At 35.9% G+C, this 20,352-nt stretch carries 18 protein-coding genes; 14 read left to right on the forward strand and 4 right to left on the reverse strand.

From position 1 onward, the window contains the following. Nucleotides 1-53: 53 nt before the first annotated feature. From dtd to rpsT, 4 genes are all read right to left on the reverse strand, one after another. Nucleotides 54-488 (reverse strand): D-aminoacyl-tRNA deacylase, encoded by a 435-nt coding sequence (gene dtd, locus J3U19_RS08235; RefSeq protein WP_267341259.1) that lies wholly within the window; start codon nucleotides 486-488, stop codon nucleotides 54-56. Between the two features lie 7 nt (nucleotides 489-495). Beyond that, nucleotides 496-1,335 (reverse strand): virulence factor BrkB family protein, encoded by an 840-nt coding sequence (locus J3U19_RS08240; RefSeq protein WP_267346012.1) that lies wholly within the window; start codon nucleotides 1,333-1,335, stop codon nucleotides 496-498. Between the two features lie 10 nt (nucleotides 1,336-1,345). Next, on the reverse strand, nucleotides 1,346-1,963 hold the full coding sequence (locus J3U19_RS08245) for an SPOR domain-containing protein (protein ID WP_267346013.1): 618 nt from the start codon (nucleotides 1,961-1,963) through the stop codon (nucleotides 1,346-1,348). Nucleotides 1,964-2,073: 110 nt separating this feature from the next. Further along, nucleotides 2,074-2,337: a 30S ribosomal protein S20 gene (gene rpsT, locus J3U19_RS08250; RefSeq protein ID WP_025316521.1), complete on the reverse strand. Its 264-nt coding sequence runs from the start codon at nucleotides 2,335-2,337 to the stop codon at nucleotides 2,074-2,076. Nucleotides 2,338-2,565: 228 nt separating this feature from the next. Here rpsT and pgk point away from each other — a divergent pair, with 228 nt between their 5' ends. From pgk to plsX, 14 genes are all read left to right on the forward strand, one after another. Next, nucleotides 2,566-3,729, forward strand: coding sequence for a phosphoglycerate kinase (gene pgk / locus J3U19_RS08255; RefSeq protein WP_267341262.1), 1,164 nt, complete (start codon nucleotides 2,566-2,568; stop codon nucleotides 3,727-3,729). Nucleotides 3,730-3,807: 78 nt separating this feature from the next. Then, nucleotides 3,808-4,887 (forward strand): class II fructose-bisphosphate aldolase, encoded by a 1,080-nt coding sequence (gene fbaA / locus J3U19_RS08260; protein WP_267341263.1) that lies wholly within the window; start codon nucleotides 3,808-3,810, stop codon nucleotides 4,885-4,887. 180 nt (nucleotides 4,888-5,067) lie between these two features. Continuing rightward, the gene (rplK, locus tag J3U19_RS08265) at nucleotides 5,068-5,496 is read left to right on the forward strand and encodes a 50S ribosomal protein L11 (RefSeq protein WP_034884321.1); all 429 of its coding nucleotides are present in this window, start codon (nucleotides 5,068-5,070) and stop codon (nucleotides 5,494-5,496) included. A 3-nt stretch (nucleotides 5,497-5,499) separates the two neighbouring features. Further along, nucleotides 5,500-6,201, forward strand: coding sequence for a 50S ribosomal protein L1 (gene rplA / locus J3U19_RS08270; protein WP_065603964.1), 702 nt, complete (start codon nucleotides 5,500-5,502; stop codon nucleotides 6,199-6,201). Nucleotides 6,202-6,431: 230 nt separating this feature from the next. After that, a complete protein-coding gene (rplJ, locus tag J3U19_RS08275) occupies nucleotides 6,432-6,929 on the forward strand; it encodes a 50S ribosomal protein L10 (protein WP_025316516.1) in 498 nt (165 codons plus the stop codon). 60 nt (nucleotides 6,930-6,989) lie between these two features. Beyond that, nucleotides 6,990-7,358 (forward strand): 50S ribosomal protein L7/L12, encoded by a 369-nt coding sequence (rplL, locus tag J3U19_RS08280; protein WP_267346014.1) that lies wholly within the window; start codon nucleotides 6,990-6,992, stop codon nucleotides 7,356-7,358. 248 nt (nucleotides 7,359-7,606) lie between these two features. Beyond that, on the forward strand, nucleotides 7,607-11,635 hold the full coding sequence (gene rpoB / locus J3U19_RS08285) for a DNA-directed RNA polymerase subunit beta (protein ID WP_267341264.1): 4,029 nt from the start codon (nucleotides 7,607-7,609) through the stop codon (nucleotides 11,633-11,635). A 90-nt stretch (nucleotides 11,636-11,725) separates the two neighbouring features. Next, nucleotides 11,726-15,943 carry a DNA-directed RNA polymerase subunit beta' gene (gene rpoC, locus J3U19_RS08290; protein WP_267341265.1) on the forward strand — a complete coding sequence of 1,406 codons (4,218 nt, stop codon included), beginning with the start codon at nucleotides 11,726-11,728 and terminating at the stop codon, nucleotides 15,941-15,943. A gap of 83 nt (nucleotides 15,944-16,026) precedes the next feature. Continuing rightward, complete coding sequence (locus tag J3U19_RS08295) at nucleotides 16,027-16,338, forward strand: antibiotic biosynthesis monooxygenase family protein (protein WP_267346015.1); 312 nt, start codon at nucleotides 16,027-16,029, stop codon at nucleotides 16,336-16,338. 403 nt (nucleotides 16,339-16,741) lie between these two features. Beyond that, the gene (locus J3U19_RS08300) at nucleotides 16,742-17,341 is read left to right on the forward strand and encodes a LemA family protein (RefSeq protein WP_267341267.1); all 600 of its coding nucleotides are present in this window, start codon (nucleotides 16,742-16,744) and stop codon (nucleotides 17,339-17,341) included. A 5-nt stretch (nucleotides 17,342-17,346) separates the two neighbouring features. Next, nucleotides 17,347-18,249, forward strand: a complete 903-nt coding sequence (locus J3U19_RS08305) for a TPM domain-containing protein (protein ID WP_267346016.1) — start codon at nucleotides 17,347-17,349, stop codon at nucleotides 18,247-18,249. Nucleotides 18,250-18,589: 340 nt separating this feature from the next. Further along, entirely contained in the window at nucleotides 18,590-19,099 is a 510-nt protein-coding gene (gene yceD, locus J3U19_RS08310; protein WP_267341271.1) for a 23S rRNA accumulation protein YceD, read from the forward strand. 4 nt (nucleotides 19,100-19,103) lie between these two features. Beyond that, nucleotides 19,104-19,271, forward strand: a complete 168-nt coding sequence (gene rpmF / locus J3U19_RS08315; RefSeq protein ID WP_025316508.1) for a 50S ribosomal protein L32 — start codon at nucleotides 19,104-19,106, stop codon at nucleotides 19,269-19,271. A gap of 33 nt (nucleotides 19,272-19,304) precedes the next feature. Next, complete coding sequence (gene plsX, locus J3U19_RS08320; protein WP_267341272.1) at nucleotides 19,305-20,351, forward strand: phosphate acyltransferase PlsX; 1,047 nt, start codon at nucleotides 19,305-19,307, stop codon at nucleotides 20,349-20,351. Nucleotide 20,352: the final 1 nt, after the last annotated feature.

A 20,352-nucleotide genomic window follows, 5' to 3' on the forward strand; every position in this document is an offset into this window, starting at 1 on the left:
TATAAATATTATGTTTCTACATGGGGACATAATATTTAATATTACGATTCTGGTTAGACCTCTAACCAGAATGTCACTGGTCCATCGTTTATCAAAGAAACTTGCATATCAGCTGCAAATTGTCCTGTTTGTGTATTAATTTGCTTTTTACACTGTTCAATAAAAAATTGGTATAGTTTATTGGCTTCCTCGGGTTTTGCACCTTTAGTAAAACTAGGGCGCATTCCCTTATGCGTATCGGCTGCAAGTGTAAATTGAGAAACAACTAAAAGATCACCATTAGTTTGAGTAACATTTAAATTCATTTTACCTTCACTATCACTAAAGATTCGATACCCTAGTACTTTTTCACATAAACGTATTGCTTTTTGCTCGTTATCTTCTTTTTCTATACCTAATAATACTAGTAATCCATGATTAATCTGTCCAATAATTTGATTATTAACAGTAACACTAGCTTGTTTAACGCGTTGAATTAAGGCGATCATAAAGTAATTACTCTGGTAATGATTGATTTTCAACTATGTGCTTTTTGCGATTAAAGTCAGTTAAAGTTGCTGCAAATTCGGCACCAAACAAAACAATGCACCAAGAAAAATAGATCCAAACCAACATAATGGGAATTGATGATACAACCCCATAAATAAGTTGATAAGTTGGGAATGAAGTTATATATAGAGCAAATGCTCGTTTTCCTAGTTCAAATAAAATCGCTGCAACAATGGCTCCGACCATGGACTCTTTGAAAGGCACAGATTCAGTTGGAATAATACTATAAAGCAGCCAAAAACCAGCCACAGATATAAAAAAAGGTAGGGTACTGAGTAGAAAGTTACCCGGTGCAGCAGTAGAAAGCCATTTTAATGAAAATATATATGAACTTATTGCAACACTTGAACCTGCTAAAATAGGACCTAAAGTTAATATCGTCCAATACATCGTTAGATTGTACATGAATGATCGCTTTTTTTTGGTTTTCCATATGTGATTTAGCGCGGTATTAATTGAATTGATTAATAAAAGCGATGTAACTATTAGACCAATTATACCCATAAAGGTCATTTTTTTGGTATTGCCAATAAATTGTTCTAAGTAATTTTCGATAGTGTCACTAGCGGTAGGAACCAGATTGTTATAAATTATTTTTTTTAATGAAAAACTGACCTCATCAAACATAGGGAAAGCAGAGAGTAGAGAAAATATAACAGTAATAAGTGGCACTAAAGCAAGGATTGTTGTATAAGCTAATCCAGCAGAAGACGTGGTTAAACGGTCTTGATTGATACGCAACCATAACATTTTAGTGAATAACTGTATATTTTTGAATGATTTCATATTTTTCTTTTTAGTTAGAAATAATACAATCATTAATCCCATTATTTTTTAATGAGTTTAATGCCTTATTTGCCTCATTTTTATTTGTATATTGCCCCGCTGTGACTCGATATAATTGACCTGAAGATACATTACCACTGATGCCAATCATCGCGATTCTCGCTTTAAGGGTTTCAGCATTAGCTTTATCTTTGAATGCTCCACATTTCAATATCCATTTATTTGAAGTACTAAAATCTTGCGTAGTTGTAGATGTGGGAATTTCTTGTTTGGTTACATTATTATTTTTAGTCGGCGCCACTGGACGTGAGTTATTAACAAAACTATCTAAAATTTGTTGTCGTTCACTCGCGATTGATCTTGAACCATAACTAGCATTGGGAGTTTCTAACTCTTTAAGATAAGTCCAACGTTCTTGTGGCCGTTCAGGTAATGTTATTGCCGGAGGTTGTGTTTTTACTTTTGGGGGTTTGACAGATTGAGTTGGTTTGTTATTCACAATATAATAGAGAATAGTAGAAAATAGAATAATGATAATAATGGCCAAAAATATCATTAAATTAGGCTTATTTCGTGAGTTATTTTTTTTTGATCGGCTCTTTTTTCTTACATAATCACGCTGAACCACAATATACTCTCTTATTAATATCGAATAACGGATTAGTATACAAATAAAAAAAGTGGCTTACACCACTTTTTATTATTCTTTCTAACTGCAATAGTTAACAGATAATGGCATTAAGCCAATGCTTTAATCTGCTTAATTAAATTCGCTTTATGGCGTGCAGCTTTATTTTTGTGGATTAAGCCACGAGCCGCTTGACGATCAACAACTGCTTGCATGTCTTTGAATGCCACTTCAGCTGTTTGTTTATCACCAGCTGCAACAGCTGCGTAAACTTTTTTAATATAAGTACGCATCATTGAACGGTTACTAGCATTATGTTTACGGCGTTTTTCGGATTGAACCGCACGTTTCTTAGCTGATTTGATATTAGCCAAAGTCAACTCCCAAGTTTAGATAAAAATTACATATTAATAAGGCGGCAAAATATGCCTGATTTTCTGCCTATTGTCAATGCTGTTGTATAAAAATTTTTACTAAGATAACAAATTTTTTATTTCCGGCAGATGTTCAGTATATGAGCAATAATGGTTGTAACCTAAAAGAAAATTTTATGTTAGAATAGTCACAATTTTATTATATTGATATTTATAAGAGGAAGTCACATGTCTATTATTAGAATGCAAGATCTTGATCTAAATGGAAAACGTTTATTTATTCGTTCAGATCTTAATGTGCCAGTTAAAAATGGTAAAGTAACCTCTGATGCGCGAATTAAGGCATCACTACCGACTATTGAAGAAGCGATCAAGAAAGGTGCTAAAGTAATGGTTACTTCTCATATTGGTCGTCCAACGGAAGGCGAGTATAACCCAGAATTTTCATTACAACCAGTTGTTGATTATTTAAAAGAACATGTATCTTTCCCTGTTCGTTTAGTAAAAGATTACCTTGATGGCGTGGATGTTAAAGAGGGCGAATTAGTTGTTCTTGAAAATGTTCGTTTTAATGTCGGTGAAGGTAAAGATGATGAAACTTTATCTAAAAAATACGCTGCACTTTGCGACATTTATGTAATGGATGCGTTTGGCACAGCTCACCGTGCTCAAGCTTCAACGCATGGTGTGGGTAAATTTGCACCTATTGCTTGTGCAGGTCCATTATTAGCTGCTGAGTTAGATGCCTTAGGTAAAGCGCTTGATAACCCTGCAAGACCAATGGTTGCCATTGTTGCCGGTTCAAAAGTATCAACTAAATTAACTGTTCTTGATTCACTTTCAAAAATTGCCGACCAAATTATTGTTGGCGGTGGTATTGCTAATACTTTCATTGCAGCGGAAGGTTATAATGTTGGTAAATCACTTTACGAAGCCGATTTAATTCCTGAAGCTAAAAAATTAATGGCTAACTGTGAAATTCCTGTGCCTACTGATGTACGAGTTGCCACTGAATTTAGTGAAACAGCTACCGCAACTGAAAAATCAGTGAAAGACGTTAAAGAAAATGAACAAATTCTTGATTTGGGAGATAAATCAGCAGAAGTATTAGCAAATATTATCAAGAATGCAAAAACAATCCTATGGAATGGCCCGGTAGGCGTATTTGAATTCCCTAATTTCCGTCGTGGTACTGAAATTGTTGCCAAGGCAATTGCTGATAGCCAAGGTTTTTCAATTGCCGGTGGAGGTGATACATTAGCGGCAATTGATTTATTCGGTATTGAAGATAAAATCTCTTATATTTCAACCGGCGGTGGTGCTTTCCTAGAATTCGTTGAAGGTAAAAAACTTCCAGCCGTTGCAATGTTAGAAGAAAGAGCAAAAGCATAATATTATAGTTTAAAAGTAAGGATGAGCTAATTACTCATCCTTACTACTTTTTATATTAATAAATTTATAGGTAATAAAATGGTTACAAAAATTTCTGATGTCGTTAAACCTGGCGTAGTAACTGGTGATGATGTTCAAAAAGTGTTCCAAATTGCACGTGAAAATAATTTTGCGCTACCAGCGGTGAACTGTGTTGATACAAATACAATCAATGCAGTTATTGAAACCGCAGCTAAAGTGGGGTCTCCTGTTATTGTTCAGTTTTCCAATGGTGGTGCACAATTTATCGCAGGTAAAGGTTTAAAACTTGAAGGTCAAGAGTGTGCAGTGTTAGGTGCTGTATCTGGTGCTAAACATGTTCATCTAATAGCAGAAAAATATGGCGTACCTGTTATTGTACATACTGACCATTGTGCGAAAAAATTACTGCCTTGGGTTGACGGATTACTTGATGCTGGCGAAACTCATTTTGCTAAAACAGGTAAACCATTGTTTTCTTCTCATATGATCGATCTTTCAGAAGAAACATTAAAAGATAACATTGATATTTGTTGTCAATACCTTGCTCGTATGTCGGCAATGAAAATGACATTAGAATTAGAATTAGGTTGTACTGGTGGTGAAGAAGATGGTGTTGATAATAGCCATATGGATAGTTCAGCACTTTATACTCAACCAGAAGATGTTGCTTATGCTTATGAACGTTTGAGTGCAATTAGTCCTCGTTTCACTATTGCTGCTTCATTTGGTAACGTACATGGTGTTTATAAACCAGGTAACGTTAAATTAACGCCAAAAATTCTCGATAATTCACAAAAATATGTATCAGAAAAGTTTAATCTACCTGAAAAATCATTGAACTTTGTGTTCCATGGTGGTTCTGGTTCTACTCCAGAAGAAATTGCAGAAGCGGTAAACTATGGTGTTATCAAAATGAATATTGATACTGATACACAATGGGCTAACTGGGCTGGTATTTTAGATTACTACAAAGCAAATGAAGCTTACTTACAAGGACAATTAGGTAATCCTGAAGGTCCTGACGCTCCAAATAAAAAATATTACGATCCTCGTGTATGGTTACGTAAAGGTCAAGATTCTTTAGTTGCACGTTTAGAGCTTGCATTTAAAGAACTTAATGCAATTAACGTACTATAATTTGATGGCAAGAAAGCAGAACTAGTGGTTCTGCTTTTCATTTATCCGGTTTTAAATAAATCTTGATTTTTGTTTTAAGTTATAGGATAATTTCGCCCTCATTTAACTTAGGGGAGCTGTCTATTTATTAATAGCTATTATTAATAGAGGCGTTTGCACCCGAGAAAAGGAAAATTAAAAATGGCAAAAAAAGTACAAGCTTACATCAAGTTGCAAGTTGCAGCTGGTGCAGCGAATCCTAGTCCGCCAGTTGGTCCTGCACTTGGTCAACATGGTGTTAATATTATGGAATTCTGTAAAGCATTTAATGCAAAAACTGAAAGCATGGAAAAAGGTTTACCTATTCCTGTTGTTATTACAGTATATTCTGACCGTTCATTTACATTTGTAACTAAAACTCCTCCTGCTGCGGTTTTATTAAAAAAAGCTGCTAAAATTAAGTCTGGTTCTGGTGAACCAAACAAGAAAAAAGTAGGTAAAGTAACGAGTGCTCAGATTCGCGAAATTGCTGAATTAAAAGCTGCAGATATGAATGGTGCTACCATTGAAACAATGATGCGTTCTATTGAAGGAACTGCTCGTTCAATGGGCTTGGAAGTGGAGGGTTAATTAATGGCTAAATTATCTAAGAAAGCTAAACTTATCCGCGAAAAAGTGAATGCGACTAAACAATATGAGATTAATGAAGCTATTGCTTTATTGAAAGAACTTGCAACAGCTAAATTTACAGAAAGTGTTGATGTTGCTGTTAATTTAGGTATTGATTCACGTAAATCAGATCAGAATGTACGTGGTGCAATTGTACTTCCACACGGTACTGGTCGTAGTGTCCGCGTTGCTGTATTTACTCAAGGTGCAAATGCAGAAGCAGCTAAAGAAGCTGGCGCAGAACTAGTTGGAATGGATGATCTAGCTGATCAAATCAAGAAGGGCGAAATGGATTTTGATGTAGTTATTGCATCACCAGACGCTATGCGTGTTGTTGGTCAATTAGGTCAAATTTTAGGACCACGTGGTTTAATGCCAAATCCTAAAGTTGGTACTGTAACGCCTAATGTTGCAGAAGCTGTTAAAAATGCTAAAGCTGGTCAGATTCGTTACCGTAATGATAAAAATGGTATTATCCATACAACTATCGGTAAAGCTGACTTTGATGCAGCGAAGCTTAAAGAAAATTTAGAAGCATTACTTGTTGCTTTAAAACGAGCAAAACCAGCCTCTTCTAAAGGTGTATTTGTGAAGAAAGTTAGCCTTTCTACTACAATGGGTGCTGGAGTTGCTATTGATCAAGCAACTTTAAATGCAACGGTTTAATTACCTTTGTTAATTAAACAATAAGAATCGGTTGGTGTCTGGCCTTAACCAGACCCCGTCCAAGACCGTAGGTGTAGTTGAATTTTAACTACTTAATTTTCCTACGTAGACGGTGACAGAGCCTGATAGATATAATAGAGGGATTCTGCTCATCGTGGTTATGCTAGCTACATGTGTAGCTAGTTAAAATCAGTCTAGGCTTTGCCTAGTTTAATCCAGGAGCAATACCAATGGCACTAAATCTTCAAAATAAACAAGAAATTGTTGCTGAAGTTAACGAAATCGCCAAAGGTGCGCTTTCTGCAGTTGTTGCTGATTCTCGTGGCGTAACTGTAGAAAAAATGACTGCATTACGTAAGTCTGCTCGTGAAGCTGGTGTTTATATGCGTGTTGTTCGTAATACGCTTTTACGCCGAGTTGTTGAGGGAACTCAATACGAGTGTTTAAAAGATACGTTTGTTGGTCCAACTCTAATTGCATTTTCAAATGAGCACCCAGGTGCTGCAGCGCGTATTTTTAAAGCGTTTGCTAAAGAAAATGATAAATTTGAGATTAAAGCCGCAGCCTTTGAAGGTGAGTTGATTACTGCAGCGAATATTGATCGCTTAGCAACATTACCTACTTATGAAGAAGCATTAGCACGCTTGATGTCAACCATGAAAGAAGCCGCAGCTGGCAAATTGGTTCGTACTCTTGCAGCAGTTCGCGATCAAAAAGAAGCTGCTTAATCGCAGTATGATTGTGAACTTTATTAATTAATAAAAATTGTAAATTTGGGAAACTATATTATGTCTATCACTAAAGAACAAATTTTAGATGCAGTTGCCGAAATGTCTGTAATGGACGTTGTTAAACTTGTATCAATGATGGAAGAAAAATTTGGCGTTTCTGCAGCAGCAGCTGTGGCAGTTGCAGCAGCTGGTCCAGCTGAAGCAGCAGAAGAGAAAACTGAATTTGATGTAATCTTAAAAGAAGTTGGTGCTAACAAAGTAGCTGTTATCAAAGCAGTTCGTGGTGCAACAGGTTTAGGCTTGAAAGAAGCTAAAGATCTTGTTGAATCAGCTCCAGCAACTGTTAAAGAAGGCGTTAGCAAAGCTGATGCAGATGAACTTAAAAAGGCACTTGAAGAATCTGGTGCGGTTGTCGAACTTAAATAAGTTTATCGATAGCAACCTAAATGGCTGGGGGTTTTTTACCTCCAGCCTTTTTGCGCTGTAAAAAGTCAAAGAATTTTATTTGAAGATTATCAATAAAAAGTAATAAAGAAATTGTATATTTTCTAAGCCTAATCAATTGATATTTAAAGATATTTTCGATGAGGTGTCAGGCGTTATTATTTGAAGGTAGTACCCCCTGATGAATATTTAATCATGCTAAAATAGCAGATAAGCAAGTTGAGGAACTAATGGTTTACTCTTATACCGAGAAAAAACGAATTCGTAAGAATTTTGGTAAGCGTCCACAAGTCTTGGATATACCGTATCTTCTTTCTATTCAACTTGATTCGTTCCAGAAATTTATTGAGCAAGATCCAGAAGGTCAATATGGCTTAGAAGCCGCATTCCGTTCAATATTTCCGATAAAAAGTTATAGTGGTAACGCTGAGTTACAATACGTGAGCTTTAAAATGGGCGAACCTGTGTTTGATGTTAAAGAATGTCAAATTAGGGGAATCACTTACTCAGCACCGTTGCGCGTAAAATTACGTTTAGTTATTTATGATAAAGATGCGCCAGAAGGAACAGTAAAAGATATTAAAGAGCAAGACGTCTACATGGGCGAAATTCCTTTAATGACGGATAATGGTACGTTTGTGATCAACGGTACAGAACGTGTAATCGTATCACAATTACATCGTAGTCCTGGTGTGTTCTTTGATAGTGATAAAGGTAAAACACACTCTTCTGGTAAAGTTTTATATAATGCTCGGATTATTCCTTATCGTGGCTCTTGGCTTGATTTTGAATTTGATCCAAAAGATAATCTTTTTGCCCGTATTGACCGTCGTCGTAAACTTCCAGCAACAATTATTTTACGTGCCTTAGGTTATGAAACAGAAGAGATTCTAGATATTTTCTTCGAAAAAACTATTTTTGAAGTGGGCAAATCCAAACTGAAAATGGATCTTGTTCCTGAACGTTTACGTGGTGAAACAGCTCTTTTTGATATCGAATCAAAAGGTAAAGTTTATGCTGAAAAAGGTCGTCGTATTACGGCTCGTCATATACGTGAATTGGACAAAGATAACGTTACTAAAATTGACGTACCTGTTGAATATATAGTTAATAAAGTTCTAGCTAAAAATTATGTCAATGAAGCGACAGGTGAAGTTATTGCTTTTGCTAATACACCAATTTCATTAGAGTTATTGCTTGAATTAACTAATGCTGGTCATAGAAAGATCGAAACATTATTTACAAATGATCTTGATCATGGACCATTTATTTCTGAAACTTTAAATGTTGATTCAACTCGTGATCGATTAGGTGCATTAGTTGAAATTTATCGTATGATGCGCCCTGGTGAACCACCAACAAAAGAAGCGGCTGAAGCATTATTTGATAATTTATTCTTCTCTGATGAGCGTTATGATTTGTCAGCTGTGGGTAGAATGAAATTTAATCGTTCTTTAGGTCGTGAAGATATCGAAGGCGAAAGCGTCTTGACAAAAGATGATATCGTTGACGTAATGAAGAAATTAATCGGCATTCGTAACGGTCATGGTGAAGTTGATGATATTGATCATTTAGGTAATCGTCGTATTCGTAGCGTTGGTGAAATGGCAGAAAACCAATTCCGTATTGGTTTAGTACGTGTAGAGCGTGCTGTTAAAGAACGTTTATCTTTAGGCGATCTAGATTCACTTATGCCACAAGATATGATCAATGCTAAACCGATCTCAGCTGCAATCCGTGAGTTCTTTGGTTCTAGTCAATTATCTCAGTTTATGGATCAAAACAATCCATTATCTGAAATTACTCACAAACGTCGTATTTCAGCATTAGGTCCAGGTGGTTTAACTCGTGAACGTGCAGGATTTGAAGTTCGTGACGTACATCCTACCCATTACGGTCGTGTGTGCCCGATTGAAACACCTGAAGGTCCGAACATTGGTTTGATTAACTCATTAGCAGTTTATTCTCGCACTAATGAGTATGGCTTTTTAGAAACTCCATATCGCCGTGTGATTGATGGTATTGTAACTGATGAAATTAATTATTTATCAGCGATTGATGAGAGCGAATTTGTTATTGCTCAGGCTAACTCGAATCTTGATGAAGACGGACGTTTCAAAGAAGATTTAGTGACTTGCCGTTTAAATGGTGAGTCTGGTTTATATAGTCCTGAACAAGTTCATTATATGGACGTATCAACTCAGCAAATCGTATCGGTTGGTGCTTCATTAATTCCATTCTTAGAGCATGATGATGCGAACCGTGCCTTAATGGGTGCGAACATGCAACGTCAAGCGGTACCGACATTAAAAGCGGAAAAACCATTTGTTGGTACTGGTATGGAAAGGGCTGTAGCGGTTGACTCTGGTGTAACGGCAGTAGCTCGTCGTGGAGGTACCGTTCAGTATGTTGATGCATCACGCATTGTAATTAATGTTAACGATGATGAAATGTACGCTGGCGAAACCGGTATTGATATTTATAACTTAACTAAATATACCCGTTCTAACCAAAATACTTGTATCAATCAAATTCCATGTGTGGAATTAGGAGAAAAAGTTGAGCGAGGTGATGTTCTTGCTGATGGTCCATCAACTGATCTAGGTGAATTAGCATTAGGTCAAAACATGCGCGTGGCATTCATGCCATGGAATGGTTATAACTTTGAGGATTCCATTTTAGTCTCTGAAAAAGTGGTACAAGATGACCGTTTTACTTCGATTCATATTCAAGAACTTTCTTGCGTATCTCGTGATACTAAACTTGGTGCAGAAGAAATTACTGCTGATATTCCAAATGTAGGTGAAGCAGCCCTTTCTAAACTGGATGAATCAGGTATTGTTTATATCGGTGCTGAAGTTAAAGGCGGTGATATTCTGGTTGGTAAGGTGACACCAAAAGGTGAAACTCAATTAACTCCTGAAGAAAAACTACTACGTGCGATTTTTGGTGAAAAAGCGTCTGATGTTAAAGATACTTCTTTACGTGTACCAAATGGTGTTTCTGGTACAGTAATTGATGTTCAAGTCTTTACGCGTGATGGGGTGCAAAAAGATAAACGTGCACTTGAAATTGAAGATATGCAATTAAAACAAGCACGTAAAGATTTAACTGAAGAACTTAACATTTTAGAAGCTGCTTTGTTTGCTCGTATCCGTGATGTATTAATTGCTGGTGGTATTAAAGCTGATAAATTAGATGTGTTACCACGTGAAAAGTGGTTAACAATTGGTATTGCAAATGAAGAGAAACAAGCTCAATTAGAGCAGCTTGCAGAACAGCACGAAGAAATCAAAGCAGAATTTAACAAAAAACTTGAAGCTAAACGCATGAAGATCACTCAAGGTGATGATTTACAACCTGGGGTGTTAAAAATTGTTAAAGTTTACTTAGCTGTTAAACGTCAAATCCAGCCTGGTGATAAGATGGCAGGTCGTCATGGTAACAAAGGGGTTATTTCTAAAATTAATCCAATTGAGGATATGCCATATGATGACAAAGGTCGTCCTGTTGATATCGTACTAAATCCATTGGGTGTTCCGTCTCGTATGAATATCGGACAGATCCTTGAAACTCACTTAGGTATGGCGGCTAAAGGTATTGGTCAGAAGATCGATGCAATGCTAAAAGAACAGCAAGAATTAGCTAAATTACGCGAATTTATCCAAAAAGCGTATGATCTTGGCTTAGGTGCTGCACAAAAAGTTAATGTTGCAGAATTTACTGATCAAGAAGTCATGACACTGGCACAAAACTTACGTAATGGCATGCCACTTGCTACACCAGTATTTGATGGTGCTAAAGAGCAAGAAATTAAGGCGTTACTTGAACTTGGTGACTTACCAACGTCAGGGCAAATTACGCTGTATGATGGCCGTACAGGTGAGCAATTTGAACGTCCTGTAACCGTTGGTTACATGTATATGCTCAAATTAAATCACTTAGTTGATGACAAAATGCATGCTCGTTCTACTGGTTCATACAGTCTGGTTACTCAACAACCATTGGGTGGTAAAGCTCAATTCGGCGGTCAACGTTTCGGTGAGATGGAAGTATGGGCACTTGAGGCATATGGTGCTGCTTATACTTTACAAGAAATGTTAACAGTCAAGTCAGATGACGTGAACGGCCGTACTAAAATGTACAAAAATATTGTAGATGGTGATCATCGTATGGAACCTGCGATACCAGAATCATTCAATGTATTGTTAAAAGAGATTCGTTCGTTAGGTATTAATATCGAGTTAGACGAAGAGTAACCTTCTCTAGTTCAAATGATTTCTATTTATAGGGATAACTTATTAGCAATAATAAGTTATCTAATTGATTTAACTCCATAGGAGTCAATTGTGAAAGACTTACTAAAGTTTCTAAAAGCACAAACTAAAACTGAAGATTTTGACGCTATCAAGATAGGTCTTGCCTCTCCTGATATGATTCGTTCATGGTCTTTTGGTGAAGTCAAAAAACCTGAAACAATCAATTATCGTACGTTTAAACCTGAACGTGATGGATTGTTTTGTGCCCGTATTTTTGGGCCAGTGAAAGATTATGAATGTTTATGTGGAAAATATAAACGTTTAAAACACCGTGGTGTAATTTGTGAAAAATGTGGTGTAGAAGTCACTCAAGCTAAAGTACGTCGTGAACGTATGGGTCACATTGAGCTTGCTTCTCCAACTGCACATATTTGGTTTTTAAAATCATTACCATCTCGTATTGGTTTACTACTTGATATGCCTCTACGTGATATTGAACGTGTGCTTTATTTTGAATCATTTATGGTTCTTGATGGTGGTATGACCAATTTAGAACGTGGTCAGATTTTAACTGAAGAACAGTATTTAGATGCGTTAGAAGAATTTGGTGATGAGTTCGATGCACGTATGGGTGCAGAAGCTATCCAAGAATTATTACGTAACATAGATGTTCAAGCAGAATGCGAAGCACTACGTGACGAATTAGCAACAACGAATTCTGAAACTAAACGTAAAAAATTAACTAAACGTATTAAGATCATTGAAGCATTTATTCAATCAGAAAATAAACCTGAATGGATGATTTTAAATGTATTACCAGTATTACCACCTGATTTGCGCCCATTAGTACCACTTGATGGTGGACGTTTTGCAACATCAGATTTAAATGATCTTTATCGTCGTGTAATCAACCGTAATAACCGTTTAAAACGTTTATTAGATTTGGCTGCGCCAGATATTATCGTACGTAACGAAAAACGTATGCTACAAGAATCGGTTGATGCATTATTAGATAATGGTCGTCGTGGTCGTGCAATTACAGGATCAAACAAACGCCCTTTAAAATCACTTGCTGACATGATTAAAGGTAAGCAAGGTCGTTTCCGTCAAAACCTATTAGGTAAACGTGTTGACTATTCAGGACGTTCAGTAATTACTGTAGGTCCATATTTACGTTTACACCAATGTGGTTTACCGAAAAAAATGGCACTTGAATTATTCAAACCATTTATTTACGGAAAATTAGAACGCCGTGGTTATGCAACTACCATTAAAGCAGCCAAGAAAATGGTTGAACGTGAAGATGCAATTGTTTGGGATATCTTAGATGAAGTTATCCGTGAACATCCGGTATTACTAAACCGTGCACCAACACTTCACCGATTAGGTATTCAGGCATTTGAACCTATCCTAATTGAAGGTAAAGCGATCCAATTACATCCATTAGTTTGTGCGGCATTCAATGCTGACTTCGATGGTGACCAAATGGCAGTTCACGTACCATTAACGTTAGAAGCTCAATTAGAAGCGCGTGCGTTAATGATGTCAACCAACAACATTCTTTCGCCTGCGAGTGGTGAGCCTATCATTGTTCCTTCTCAGGACGTGGTATTAGGTCTTTACTACATGACTCGTGATAAAATTAATGCGAAAGGGGAAGGCATGATTTTAACCGGACCTAAAGAAGCAGAAAAACTGTATCGCTTAGGTCTTGTTGAGCTACATGCTAAAGTTAAAGTACGTATTACTGAAAGCCACCGTAATAGTATTGGTGAGTGGGAAGATACAACTTCTGTGGTTGATACTACAGTTGGTCGTGCTATTTTATGGTTAATTATGCCTAAAGGTATGAGCTTCTCAGTTATTAATCAACCACTAGGTAAAAAAGCGATTTCACGAATTTTAAATATTTGTTATCGCCAATTAGGTATGAAAGAAACTGTAATTTTAGCTGACCAAGTAATGTATACAGGTTTTGCTTATGCAGCTCGTTCAGGTGTTTCAGTTGGTATTGATGATATGGAAATTCCTGCGAAGAAATTACAAATCATCAACGAAGCAGAAATTGAAGTTGCTGAAATTCAAGAACAGTTCCAATCAGGTTTAGTTACTGCTGGTGAACGTTATAACAAAGTTATCGATATTTGGGCCGCAGCTAATGAGCGTGTCGCTAAAGCGATGATGGATAACTTATCCACAGAAAAAGTCATTAATCGTGATGGTGAAGAAGAGGTTCAATCTTCTTTCAACAGTATCTATATGATGGCTGACTCTGGTGCTCGTGGTTCTGCAGCTCAGATTCGTCAGTTAGCTGGTATGCGTGGTTTGATGGCGAAACCAGATGGTTCAATTATCGAAACACCAATTACGGCAAACTTCCGTGAAGGATTAAACGTACTTCAGTACTTTATTTCTACCCATGGTGCACGTAAAGGTCTTGCTGATACCGCCTTAAAAACTGCGAACTCAGGTTACTTAACACGCCGTTTAGTTGACGTAGCTCAAGATTTAGTAGTTATTGAAGATGATTGCGGTACGTTAGAAGGTGTAGTAATGACACCAGTAATTGAAGGTGGTGATGTTAAAGAGCCACTACGTGAACGCGTATTAGGTCGTGTAACAGCTGAAGATGTATTAAAACCAGGTGGCGCGGATATCTTAATTCCTCGCAATACACTGCTAGATGAAAGCTATTGTGATTTACTAGAAGCTGAATCTGTTGATAGTGTGAAAGTACGTTCAGTAGTTTCATGCGATACTGATTTTGGTGTTTGTGCAAAATGCTATGGTCGTGATCTAGCTCGTGGTCACTTGGTTAACAAAGGTGAAGCAATCGGTGTTATCGCGGCTCAGTCAATCGGTGAACCGGGTACACAGTTAACCATGCGTACATTCCATATCGGTGGTGCAGCATCTCGAGCAGCAGCAGAATCAAGTGTTCAAGTTAAAAACAAAGGTAGCATTAAATTAACTAATGCGAAGTTTGTGACTAATCCAGATAAGAAATTAGTAATTACTTCACGTAATGCTGAATTAACGATTATCGATGAATTAGGTCGAATGAAAGAAACCTACAAAGTTCCTTACGGTTCGATTTTAAGTAAAGGTAATGGTTCAGCAGTTGAAGCTGGTGAAACAATTGCGAACTGGGATCCACATACTATGCCAGTTATCTCTGAAGCAAAAGGTTTCGTACGTTTTGTTGATATGGTTGATGGTCAAACTATTACGCGTCAAACAGATGAGTTAACAGGTTTATCATCTATAGCGATATTAGATGTGGCTGAGCGGACTGGTGTAGGTAAAGATCTACGTCCAGCAATCAAAATTGTGGATGCCAAAGGTGATGATATTTATGTCGCTGGCACTGAAATGCTTGCACAATACTTCTTACCAGGTAAAGCGTTAGTTCAATTAGAAGATGGAGCTGAAATCAATATTGGTGATACACTTGCTCGTATTCCACAGGCATCTGTTGGTACCAAAGATATTACAGGTGGTTTACCACGTGTTGCTGACTTGTTTGAAGCTCGTAAACCGAAAGAACCTGCTATACTTGCTGAAATTGATGGTATTATCTCATTTGGTAAAGAAACCAAAGGTAAACGTCGATTAATTATTACACCATTAGATGGTAGTGAGCCATATGAAGAGATGATTCCTAAATGGCGTCAACTTAACGTATTTGAAGGTGAACAAGTTGGTCGTGGCGATGTGATTTCGGATGGTCCTGAATCAGCTCACGATATTCTACGTTTACGTGGTGTAAATGCGGTTACACGTTACATTGTTAACGAAGTTCAGGAAGTTTATCGTCTACAAGGTGTAAAGATCAACGATAAACATATTGAAGTTATCGTTCGTCAGATGTTACGTAAAGCAACGGTTATTCATCCAGGCAGTTCTCGTTTACTTGATGGGGAACAGCTTGAGGTTTCACGCTTGAAGATTATTAACCGTGAACTTGAAGCGCAAGGAAAAGAACCTATTGTTTACTTACACGATCTGCTTGGTATTACTAAAGCATCACTAACGACTGAATCGTTTATATCTGCGGCGTCGTTCCAAGAAACTACGCGCGTATTAACCGAAGCAGCAGTTGCTGGTAAAAATGATGAATTACGTGGCTTAAAAGAAAATGTAATTGTTGGTCGATTAATTCCAGCTGGTACTGGTTATGCTTATCATAAAGAACGTATGCGTAAACGAGCAATGCCATCGACTGATGATATTCAAACAACAATTTCTGCAGAAGAAGCAACAGCTAACTTAGCTGAATTACTTAACTCAGCAGAAGAACAGCAATAGCTTTGTGAAAGGCTAGAATATAAATAGCACGCATAGGCGTGCTATTTTTTTGTCAAATATTTAAAATGCAAAAGGAGATTTGTATGTTTATTGTAATGAATCGTTTTAAGATTAAACGTGGGAGTGAAAATACATTTATTGAAATATGGCGTAATCGTGATAGTCATTTAAAAGAAATGAACGGATTTAATCGTTTTTACTTATTACAAGGAAAAAGTGAAGAAAATTATACGTTATTCTCTTCATATACTGAGTGGGAATCTAAAGATGATTTTGATGCTTGGGTTAATTCTGAACATTTTCAACATACCCATCGCAACACAAATAATCGATCAAATAATAAAGATATTTATTTTGAGCCAGCACAATTAGAATGCTTTGAAACAATTCTATAATCAAAAAATTATAAAAATAAGATAATTTAATAAATTTATCTGAATTAATTTTAATAAATAATCTTGCGATGTATATTTCATCAATAATTAGGATTATACTTCGCAAATTTGATAAATAAAGATATAATATTTAATAAATAGTGAGCAATGTAAGTTTAGTTGATAAATATCATTACCCGATATAATTAAATACTTAATAGTTCACCTGAAATTATTTTTTAACGTCTTATCTTTATAATTTTCTGATATCTGTATTATTTTTCATCAAATTTGTATCTATTTGTTGTTAATAGCAAGTTATTTTACTAAGTAAAATAGCAAAATATATAGTTCTTAAATAACATATTTACTATACATAATTTATTAATTTATCAATGAATTAAATTATTTATAAGGACTTACAATGAAATCAAAATCTTTATTAATTATTATTGTACTAGTTATTATTGGGGCTTTTATTTTTTTTAAGGACTATAACAATATTCAAAACCAAGATGAAGCTGTAGCCGCTTCATGGTCTGAAGTTGTTAATCAATATAAAAGGCGTGCCGATTTGGTCCCTAATTTAGTGAACACTGTAAAAGGTTACGCTTCTCATGAAAAAGACGTATTAATTCAAGTGACCGATGCTAGAGCTAAAGTTGGTTCAATTCAAATTAATTCTGATCAACTTAGTGATTCAGCTTTATTTTCAAAATTCCAACAAGCACAATCTGAATTAAGCTCTGCATTAAGTCGATTAATTGCAGTAAGTGAAAATTATCCTGATCTTAAAGCTAATACACTTTATCAAGATTTAATGAGTCAACTTGAAGGTACGGAAAATCGTATTACTGTAGCAAGAGGAAGATACATTCAAACAGTTCAAAGTTTTAACAGTTATATTCGCAAATTACCAACGAAATGGATTGCAGACATAATAGGACAACAACCAAAACAACAATTTACTGTTGAAAATGAACAACAAATATCTAATGCGCCATCTGTCAATTTTGGGCAATAGGTATAATGAAAAATTATTTCTTACTTAGTTTTTTATTAATGTTTAGTTGGCTTAGTTATGGGCTAACTGACATCCCCTCTTTTAATCAACGTGTTATTGATACAACTAATACATTGACATCTTCACAAGTAAATACTTTAGAATCAAGTTTACTTGAATTTGAAAAGCCAAGAACAGATGGAGCACAAATTGCCGTATTAATGATAGCTAAACTTGATAATGAAACGATTGAACAATATGCAGATCGAGTATTTATACAATGGAAAATTGGCAAGAAAGGGCTTGATAATGGTATTTTATTATTGATCGTTAAAGATGATAAACTGATGCGTATTGAAGTTGGTTATGGCTTCGAAGGAACAATAACCGATTTAGTTGCAAACCATATTATTCGTGAACAATTAGTGCCACAATTTAAGCAAAATAACTATTATCAAGGCATTGATAATGCATTATCAGTATTAAAAGAAAAAATAGATACTTCAGCTTCAGATTTCGGTGATGAAAAAGAGCAGAATCTTAATACTTTGCTTGCTAGCGAGTTTGGCTCACAGCTTATTAATTATGGATTAGTTTCTTTCTTTATGTGTTTTTTTATTGCAAATTTATTATTTAATAAAGTTAGCGCTAAACGAAGTTTAGGAACCGGATTGCTCAATGGTCTCTCTGTTGGGGGATTCACATTATGGCATGGATATCCCATAAATATGGTATTACCAGTATTATTTTTAGCTTTTGTAACAAGTACCATTTTAAGTGGTATTTTGTCAGCCGGAGGTCGTAATGGTGGTAGTAATAACCATCGAGGTGGGGGCGGCTTTGGTGGATTTGGAGGCGGATCAGGAGGTGGATTTGGTGGTGGTGGCGGTGGACGCAGTGGTGGCGGTGGGGCATCTGGGAGTTGGTAATAATAAATGAGTTTTTTAAGGAGCCTTATTCTCTAATGAATACTTTTTCTTTGTTATTGAAAGTCATCGTTTTTCCCTTATTACATTCTGTTTTCATATAAATAATGACCAACTTAAATTTGGTATTTAACAAAAAAATTCAGTTAAGCGATAATATTTTTGACATGAACGAAATTATATAAATAAGAATAAATATTGAAGTAATAATCAATAATTAAAACAAATTATCTTATTTACGCCCATTGACGAAATCATGATTTACAGGTAATATGCGCGCCTTACGGCATTGTGTAGTTTTTAGCTATACTGAATAAAATTTTAAGGTAGATACATATATCTTATGCTAAATAAATTGCCATTAATAATTGATCCTATTAAAGCAGCGCAAAAACGGCTTGATTACGTTGGATATTATCCTGTTCAAGCTATAACTAGGGTTGATTATCCGAAAAGTGATATTACATGTAGCTTATCTTTTTATTTTGATGAGCAAAAACTTTGTGTTATCACAATTGATGCAAAAATGACGTTAGAGTTGATTTGTCAACGTTGTTTTAAACCTTTTATCACTGAAGTTCATGTGATGAATAAATTTAGTCCTGTTAAGAGCGATGCTCAAGCAGAGACTCTACCGGAACATTATGAGCCTGTTCTGATGAACGAGTTCGGCGAAGTAGATATATTAGCGTTACTTGAAGACGAAATTATTCTTTCGTTGCCAATTGCGCCGGTACATGATAGTAAACACTGCGAAGTGTCAGAGGCAGATATGGTATTTGGTGACATTCCTACTGAGAATGAAAAACCAAATCCATTTGCAATTTTAGTTAGTTTAAAGAATAAGGGGTAAATCCATGGCTGTTCAACAGAATCGTAAAACTCGTGCAAAACGTGGTATGCGTCGTTCTCATGATGCATTAACTGTTGCTAATATCTCAGTTGATGAATCAGGTAAAACTCATTTACGTCATCACGTAACCGCTGATGGTTATTATCGTGGTCGTAAAGTGATTTCTAAATAATTACTATTTAATTAGAAATTCTCAGGTGACATTTTGGATAATCTAACCATTGCGTTAGATGCTATGAGCGGGGACTTCGGTCCTCGTATTGTTGTTCCTGCAGCAATACAAGCACTAAATTGTTATCCAAACCTTTCTTTATTTCTGGTCGGCGATCCCACAGAAGTTAATTTCTTTTTGTCTAAAGAAAATTCTCAACTTATCACTCAATATCAATCAAATGGTAGACTAACTTTGGTTGAATCAAGTTCAGTAATTGCTAATGACATGAAACCCTCATATGCAATTCGTCATAGTCAAGGCTCATCTATGCGAATAGCATTGGAACTTGTTAAAGATAACAAAGTTCAAGCATGTGTAAGTGCAGGTAATACAGGGGCCTTAATGGGACTATCAAAGCTGTTATTACATTCATTAACAGGAATTGATCGACCTGCTTTAGTAGCCACAATTCCGGCTTTAAATAATCAAAATACTGTAGTATTAGATCTCGGAGCTAATGCGCAATGTGATAGTGATATGTTGGTACAATTTGCAATAATGGGTGAAATCCTGGCAAAAACAGTGCTTAAGATAGATCATCCTCGAGTTGCATTACTAAATATTGGTGAAGAAGATATTAAAGGTTTAGATAAAATCCGAGCAGCGGCAGAGATTTTAAAAGCTAATGATCAAATTAATTATATTGGTTATTTAGAAGGTAATGAGCTATTAACTGGTAAAACAGATGTATTAGTTTGTGATGGTTTTGTCGGTAATGTGACACTGAAAACTGTAGAAGGATTAATTAAAATTTTTATGTCCTCATTTAAATTATCTTTAGGTCGCCATTCATTTTTTATAAAACTATTAAGTAAATGGCTTCAAAAGACGATTACAAAAAATTTTGGTTATTTAGATCCTGGACGCTATAATGGCGCTTGTTTGCTTGGACTCCGAAGTATTGTAATTAAAAGTCACGGTAGTGCCAATCAAAAATCATTTTTTGCAGCAATTGAACAAGCTATTTTGGCGATACAAACAAATATACCAGAGAAGATTGCAATGAGCCTTTCTTCCGCATTACCCAAGAGCGAATAAT

Origin of the sequence: Gilliamella sp. B2828, from assembly GCF_026537125.1 — a bacterium.
Classification (GTDB): domain Bacteria; phylum Pseudomonadota; class Gammaproteobacteria; order Enterobacterales; family Orbaceae; genus Gilliamella.